This window comes from Salinivibrio sp. MA427 (assembly GCF_001996115.1).
Lineage (GTDB): Bacteria > Pseudomonadota > Gammaproteobacteria > Enterobacterales > Vibrionaceae > Salinivibrio > Salinivibrio costicola.
In genome coordinates, this window is the sequence record NZ_MUFH01000121.1 from 1 (window position 1) to 7198 (window position 7198).

A 7198-nucleotide genomic window follows, 5' to 3' on the forward strand; every position below is an offset into this window, starting at 1 on the left:
ATTTAGCGTTATCGACATCGCGCGCCATCGCCCATAGATCGTGATACTCACTATCAACATCCATGTCGTTATCTTGTTCATCTTCGCCAATTAAGCCAGAGAAAACCTGATTGACCGCCTGCATGTGCCGCGCGATCTCCGCGTGTAAACTCGCCCAATCTTTGCTCCCCATGGCGAAGGAGAGACGATCCCGATCAAGCGCGTTATCGGGCAAGGTCTGCGTTTGTTTGTCATCAATGGCCTGCAATAAGTTCTCGACCCGACGCAAATAGCAGTAGGCCGCTTTTAACTGACTGACTTCAGCGGCTGGCAGTAACGCCAGTTCTTCTATCGCATCCAAGGTTTCCAGTAAGCCACGCTGACGCAAGCTGGGCTCGCGCCCTCCGCGAATTAATTGGAAAGATTGTGCAATAAATTCAATTTCTCGAATGCCACCCGAACCCAGTTTAATATTGTCCGTCAGTCCACGCCGACGTACTTCTCGTTGAATTAACTGCTTCATCCGCCTTAAAGCTTGTATCGCGCTAAAATCGATATAGCGTCGAAAGACAAAAGGACGCAGCATTTTCCTAAGAGTTTGATAACAATCGTATTGCTCTTTGCCCATCACCCGTGCTTTAACCATGGCGTAACGCTCCCAATCACGCCCTTGTTCTTGGTAGTAATCTTCCAAGGCAGAAAAGCTCATCACCAAAGGCCCACTGTCGCCAAATGGGCGTAATCGCATATCAACACGATAGCAAAAACCATCGACGGTAGGCTGGTCGAGCGCTTTTATCAGCCTTTGACCCAGTCGCGTAAAGAATTGGGCATTGGCGATACTGCGCCTTGCTCCCTGAGTATCTCCATTTTCGGGATAGGTAAAAATCAAATCGATATCGGAAGAAAAATTGAGCTCACCGCCTCCCAACTTCCCCATCCCGAGTATCAACATAGGCTGAGGGTCGCCATCTGGGCTCATTGGCGTGCCCCAATCATGGCAACAACGCTGATATAACCAGTGATAAGCACTGAGGATCTGCGCCTCAGCCAAGGCCGATAAATGCTGTAAACTCGCCTCCACAGGCCACTGCTGATGAATATCGCGCCAAGCAATCCACACAAGTTCACGTTGCCGACACAGACGTAATTGACGATGGAATTCATGCTCATCATTCACCGTCTCAAGCGCTGCCGTCAGTTCTGGCTGATAGCAGGCCTCGCGTGATACATCGCGGTGATGTTGATAAAGCCATTGCAACAATCCGTCAGTGTGCGTGAGCGCAGAGGCAATAAAATCGCTGCATACCAATGCCTTTTCCAGCTGGTCGCGGGCGGGTCCTTGCCATTGGTCAAGTGCTTGGGGGGCGAATTCAGCCAATTGTGTCCAATGTTGATTCAGGTTAGCGGAAAGGGAGTTAGACAGCACCATGGGCATTCCTTTTGATAATTCCTTCATTTGACACTAACAAAAACGGCTCACTAATGCAGTGAGCCGTTATCTTTATCGGGACGTGAAGGGACAACGATTACACTTTAAAGGCATCGATCTTATCTTTCAGTGACTGAGCACTTTGCTCGACCATTTCAGCCGTTTCATGCAGCTCGCTCGCCACCGTCACTGACGCCTGAACCAAGTCTTTAACATTGGTGAGGTTTTGATTCATTTCACCGGCCACCGAGGCTTGTTGCTCTGCCGACGAGGCAATTTGGAAGTTCATATCATTCAATGATTGGATTTGAGTAACAATTTGCTCTAACTCGCCACCCGCCTGACTCACCGAGTCTACCCCGGCATTCGCCTCCGTCACACTGCGATCCATCAGTCCCACCGCTTTTTGTGCACTTTGCTGCAGTTGGGTGATCATATCTTGAATTTCAACCGTCGCTTCTTGGGTATGTTGTGCCAGCTTACGCACTTCATCCGCCACAACCGCAAAGCCGCGTCCTGTATCCCCCGCCCGGGCAGCTTCAATCGCGGCGTTAAGCGCCAATAGATTGGTTTGCTCTGAGATGCCTTGAATGGTCACCACCACAGTACCAATTTTCTCCACTTGCGCGTCGACCTGACCGACGACTTGTGATGACTCACTAATGTCATTTGACAGCGCATTGATGGTATTAATGGTGGTGCTAACATGCGCTTGGCCACTGCTGGCTTGCTGACTGGAGCTTTCGGTCGCTTTAGCTGCTTCTCGGGTATGCTCTGCGACCGTTTGCACGGTGGCGCTCATTTCACTCATGGCTGACGCCAGTTGATCCATTTCATCGAACTGCTCTTTCGACGCTTCTTTGGTTTCCGACATGCTAATGGTCATGATCTCGGCCAGAGACGACAGATCGTCTGACGCTTGTCGCTGCGCTTGAATCACGTCGACCAATTGCCGACGAGACGTTTCCAGCTCGCGCGCAAGATCGCCAAACTCGTCTTGGCTATTCATTTCAATCGGCTCACTCAAATCGCGATTCGCCAACGCACGAATCCTATCGGTCAGGTAGTTGATTTGGCGCAGCATGATGTTAGATCCACCCAGCAAGATCACCATAAAAGACACAATCATTACCGCAGTCTGCCACGCCACTTTGATGATATAATCTTGGTAATACGCTTGCGCTTCAGATGTGGGTTGCGAGGCCACTAACCACCAGTCGCTGTTGCCTACAGGCACGGCATACCCATGTCGCCCGCCATCATAGACGGTGTAACTGAACGGCTGTGACTGATTGATAAAAAGCTCAGTAATATCAGCGCCTGAGGTGTCATCCGGCACACGCAATTGATCAAATTGTCTCATGGAGGGGTGCGCCCAAATCTGACGCGTCTCCCCATTGACTAAAAATAAATACGCGCCTTCACTGAACTCATTGTTCATGGTGTCGACCGTCTCTCGCATCAGACGCTCTCCGTCCGGTTGCTCGATTAATGTGCCAGTCATTGCGGCACTGGAACGGGCAAGTTCTTGGGTCTGGCTTAAGGTGAAATCAATGACGGATTGGCGAAATGTATTGGCGTCCCACATCTGCTTACCGACCAAAATAATGGTACTAAAGACCATAAGAATCACGAGTTTTGGAATCAAGCGCAGATTGGTAACGGGTTTTTCCCACGCATAGAAGGTATGTTTAGCCATAATCCTGAAAGCTCCATGACCGCTATCAAGCCAACTGAGTGACCCAAACAAACGGGCGATTATTGATACTAGGTGATGTTATATCGACAAACACCACGCAGGCTGAATCCTTGTTTACCGTATTTGTGAAATTTAACCACAAACATTGCCCATAATGATAACTTAGTCAAATTATCATGTGACGCGTAAACCGTTTATAACGCAAAAGCCATCAACATAGATTGATCTTGACTGGGTTTTTACCGAGTCAACGTCGAGACCAAAGGCGCCATGGTGATGCATACAGACACATCTTATTTGCATAATCGATTCGGTTAAAAAAAGCAGCCATCTGGCTGCTTCTACTTATTCTCTTACACTTTTTAGCGTCGCTTATTCTTGCCAATAAGGCGTGAGGCGTAAGCCTGTTTGACGGCTTTGCGTCATCGCATGAAAAAGTGATTCTTCTTTTCTCGCTAACCACTTTTCCGCTTGTTGCTTATCGTCGTCATCGTCAATCGCTTCAACTAAATCGCGTACTGGCTCAAGTAGCCGAAGTTCCTCTATACCTTGCAGTAAATCTAACCAAGGCAGTCGGAACGCTTTACGGCGACTTTTATCAAAGAGTGACGCCAAGCAGGTCCCTAACACCAAGTTGCGTTGCAGACGTGGATACTGATCAAAATACTCATGCCTTGTCAGTGTCTTACTCTCGTCAAAGGCATCAAGGAGCTCATGCCAAGATTCAGGTAATGCCTTATCGGCCAGGGTTTGAATCGGTTGCGCTAATTTATCCGCTGCTTTTTCATCTAAAAACGGCTGCCAACCTTTAGAGAGAATCCAACGACTTAAATCAAGCAACAGATTGCAGTAGCGAGAGGTATGAAGTAACGCCACGATATCCTCGCGCTCCGGCAACTGAGTTTGCTCAGCTTTCAGCGTTTTGACCATCATTTTTCGGGCATTGAGTTTGCGCAGGTATTGGCCCTTATCTTCACACAAGCGTGCATTCGCCCACGCATCATCCAGCCAAGCGAGTTCGCCATCAAACCATTGCAACTCTTGACGCAATAATGTGCTCGCTCGTCTCGGCAACACGCTGCCGAATAGAACGAAGGCTTGGCGGATCAGTAATACCGCGTAGCGAATTTCCTGCAGCGCATCAAGCGACTCTCGCTCTATGTAGATTTGTTCGTGGTAATGCCAGTGGCTGAGCGCGTGCTCAAGAATTCGAATGAGCGCTTTCTCTTGCGTATCGTCGGCGCTCAGTTTGACGATAGACAGCGCTTTGACCGGATCGCCTTGATAGCCCGTGGCTAAGCGGTAGCCTCGCGCGGCTTTACTCAAATTTCCCAGTCGCAGTCCTCCCTCATCGGCAAGGTTGCGCGCCAATGAAAATAAGGCATCGGTTTGACCCGAAATAAGCTCTAACTCGACCTCAGAAATCACATCTTTATCACCAGCTTCGGTGGAGACTTCACCCTGATCGCTGGCTAACTCTATTTGACTCCCGTCGTCAGTGGCTAAGAGCCACTGTTGGCGGACAAAGTCGGTGGAAAAGAGCGGCTGAATCGACTGACTCAGTGCATCAATATTGACACTATCAGGCCATGCATCGACCGGGATCAAAGAAAGGTCGGGCTCAGGTCCATTAAGCTCAGCGTTGTATTCTGGGCGCTGATGCAGCCCAGCTACCACCCGGCCAGCGGTTTTGAGCGTTTGAATATAAACACCATCAAAACAACGCACACGCAAACCGATATCGTGTTCGCGTAGGGTAAAATCTGGCGTATCGAAGTAGATGTTGCCCAGCTCACGCTGGCTTTGCTGTAGCTGCTTTACACTGACAATCTTATCGCGGATGCGATGAGGAAAGTCAGAAGAGACAAAAAATTTGAGCTCTATCTCAGTGTCCATACGGGTACCTATAGCCAATTGCCTGACAAGGATATGAACAATTGATCTTGTCGGCAAGGACTATAACCACCAGTCTTGATCAAACGCACTGCGGCATAGATCACAAAAGCTGTTTCTTTAGCCAATGTTCTGCGCTACCATTCGCCGCTCCGATATACCATCGTTGAACGTTTAGCCTCCACTCTTTGCCCTTTGGGCGTGAGGCAACCAGGTAGATTACGGCTATGCCAGTCAATACAATTGTTGGGCTATTCGCAAAAAGCCCTATAAAACCTCTGCAACGCCACGTCAATCGTGTCAATGATTGCTGTGAGCTACTGATCCCGTTTTTCCATGCTTGCGAACAGCAAGATTGGGAAAAGGCGAATCAACTCCGTCACCAAATCTCTGAGATAGAGAAAGATGCTGACACCCTGAAGCGCAATATCCGACTCAAGTTGCCCCGCGGTTTGTTTATGCCCGTTGATCGGACGGACATGCTCGAGTTACTGACTCAGCAAGACAAATTGGCAAACTTATCCAAAGATATTGCCGGCCGAGTGATCGGCCGCCAGCTTCGTATGCCCCCAGCAATGAATACCGCTTTCATTGCTTATGTACAACGGTGCCTAGATGCAGCCGCGCAAGCACGTCGGGTGATTAATGAGCTCGAAGAACTGCTTGAGACTGGATTTAAAGGACGCGAAGTCACCTTAGTGGCCGAAATGATTCATCAGTTGGATGTGATTGAAGATGATACTGACTCAATGCAAATCCAGCTTCGCCAGGCATTGATGGCGGTGGAACAGGAATACAATCCTGTCGACGTCATGTTCTTGTACAAAATCCTCGAGTGGGTCGGCGAAATTGCTGATCAAGCGCAACGTGTCGGTGCGCGCTTAGAGGTCATGCTTTCCCGTTCCTAACCGAGTGATGTAACAACAAGGTATTACAATGGAAATCCTGATGAATCACGGGACCATTCTTATTATGGTCGCCGCGGCTTTTGGTTTTTTAATGGCAATTGGTATTGGTGCCAATGATGTCGCCAACGCAATGGGCACGTCTGTGGGCTCTAAAGCGCTAACCATCAAGCAAGCCATTATTGTTGCCATGATTTTTGAATTTGCCGGCGCTTATTTAGCTGGCGGTGAAGTCACAGATACCATTAGAAAAGGTGTTATCGATACCAGTCTCTATGCCGATCAACCGTTAGAATTGGTCTTTGGCATGATGTCCGCTCTGCTCGCGGCGGGTACTTGGCTGCTCCTTGCCTCCTATATGGGCTGGCCAGTCTCCACCACCCATTCGATAATCGGCGCGATCATTGGCTTTGCTTGCCTATCGGTTGGCTCTGAGGCTGTCGATTGGCATACCGTCCAAGGTATCGTTGGCAGTTGGGTGATCACCCCCTTTATCTCCGGTCTTTTTGCCTACTTTATTTTTCTTAGCGCCCAGCGCCTCATTTTTGACACTGACCGCCCCGTACTCAATGCAAAACGTTTTGTCCCCATTTATATGTTCCTCACCGCGTTTATTATTGCGATGGTGACCATTAAAAAAGGGCTCAAGCATGTTGGCTTGCATTTGACCACGTTAGAGTCAGTCAGTGCGTCAATTGTCTTGTCTGCACTGGTGATGTTTTTTGGCGTGTATTACATCTCTAGAAAATATCGCGGCGATGAGAGCCAAGGTTTTCAAGGCGTTGAGCGGATATTCAGCTTACTCATGGTCGTCACGGCGTGTGCCATGGCCTTCGCGCATGGCTCAAACGACGTTGCCAATGCCATTGGTCCCCTTTCAGCGATTGTCGCGACCGTGCAAAACCTCGGTACTGTGGCAGAAAAAGCACACATTGCTTGGTGGATTCTTCCTATGGGCGGTGCCGGCATTGTCATCGGCCTTGCGACCTTGGGGCATCGTGTCATGGCGACCGTTGGCTCAGGAATAACAGAACTCACACCAAGCCGCGGATTTGCCGCGCAATTAGCCACCGCGAGCACAGTCGTTTTAGCCTCGGGAACAGGCTTACCGATTTCGACCACGCAAACATTAGTCGGTGGCGTTCTCGGCGTTGGATTTGCCAGAGGCATTGCCGCACTCAACCTCGGCGTGGTGCGCAATATTGTTGCCTCGTGGCTCATCACGCTTCCAGCAGGCGCTTTATTAGCTGTGATCTTTTACCAAGTAATGATCACCTTCTTTGCCTAACC

General features: G+C 49.4%; 5 protein-coding genes. 2 read left to right on the forward strand and 3 right to left on the reverse strand.

Annotated elements, in window-relative coordinates:
• From glnE to BZG79_RS09130, 3 genes are all read right to left on the reverse strand, one after another.
• Nucleotides 1-1411: bifunctional [glutamate--ammonia ligase]-adenylyl-L-tyrosine phosphorylase/[glutamate--ammonia-ligase] adenylyltransferase (gene glnE, locus BZG79_RS09120; protein WP_108743260.1), on the reverse strand; the 1411-nt coding region annotated here is incomplete at its 3' end.
• Between the two features lie 97 nt (nucleotides 1412-1508).
• Nucleotides 1509-3110 (reverse strand): methyl-accepting chemotaxis protein, encoded by a 1602-nt coding sequence (locus BZG79_RS09125; RefSeq protein WP_077774239.1) that lies wholly within the window; start codon nucleotides 3108-3110, stop codon nucleotides 1509-1511.
• A gap of 372 nt (nucleotides 3111-3482) precedes the next feature.
• A complete protein-coding gene (locus tag BZG79_RS09130) occupies nucleotides 3483-5006 on the reverse strand; it encodes an inorganic triphosphatase (protein ID WP_077774240.1) in 1524 nt (507 codons plus the stop codon).
• Nucleotides 5007-5230: 224 nt separating this feature from the next.
• On the opposite strand from BZG79_RS09130, the gene BZG79_RS09135 reads away from it, so the two are divergent.
• Together BZG79_RS09135 and BZG79_RS09140 are read left to right on the forward strand one after the other, a co-directional pair.
• Nucleotides 5231-5911: a TIGR00153 family protein gene (locus tag BZG79_RS09135; RefSeq protein WP_021023390.1), complete on the forward strand. Its 681-nt coding sequence runs from the start codon at nucleotides 5231-5233 to the stop codon at nucleotides 5909-5911.
• Between the two features lie 28 nt (nucleotides 5912-5939).
• Nucleotides 5940-7196, forward strand: coding sequence for an inorganic phosphate transporter (locus BZG79_RS09140; protein ID WP_077576469.1), 1257 nt, complete (start codon nucleotides 5940-5942; stop codon nucleotides 7194-7196).
• Nucleotides 7197-7198: the final 2 nt, after the last annotated feature.

Coding starts and splice junctions, on each gene's coding strand:
- BZG79_RS09125 (WP_077774239.1), bottom strand. CDS start 3,110: ATGGCTAAACATACCTTCTATGCGTGGGAAAAACCCGTTACCAATCTG.
- BZG79_RS09130 (WP_077774240.1), bottom strand. CDS start 5,006: ATGGACACTGAGATAGAGCTCAAATTTTTTGTCTCTTCTGACTTTCCT.
- BZG79_RS09135 (WP_021023390.1), top strand. CDS start 5,231: ATGCCAGTCAATACAATTGTTGGGCTATTCGCAAAAAGCCCTATAAAA.
- BZG79_RS09140 (WP_077576469.1), top strand. CDS start 5,940: ATGGAAATCCTGATGAATCACGGGACCATTCTTATTATGGTCGCCGCG.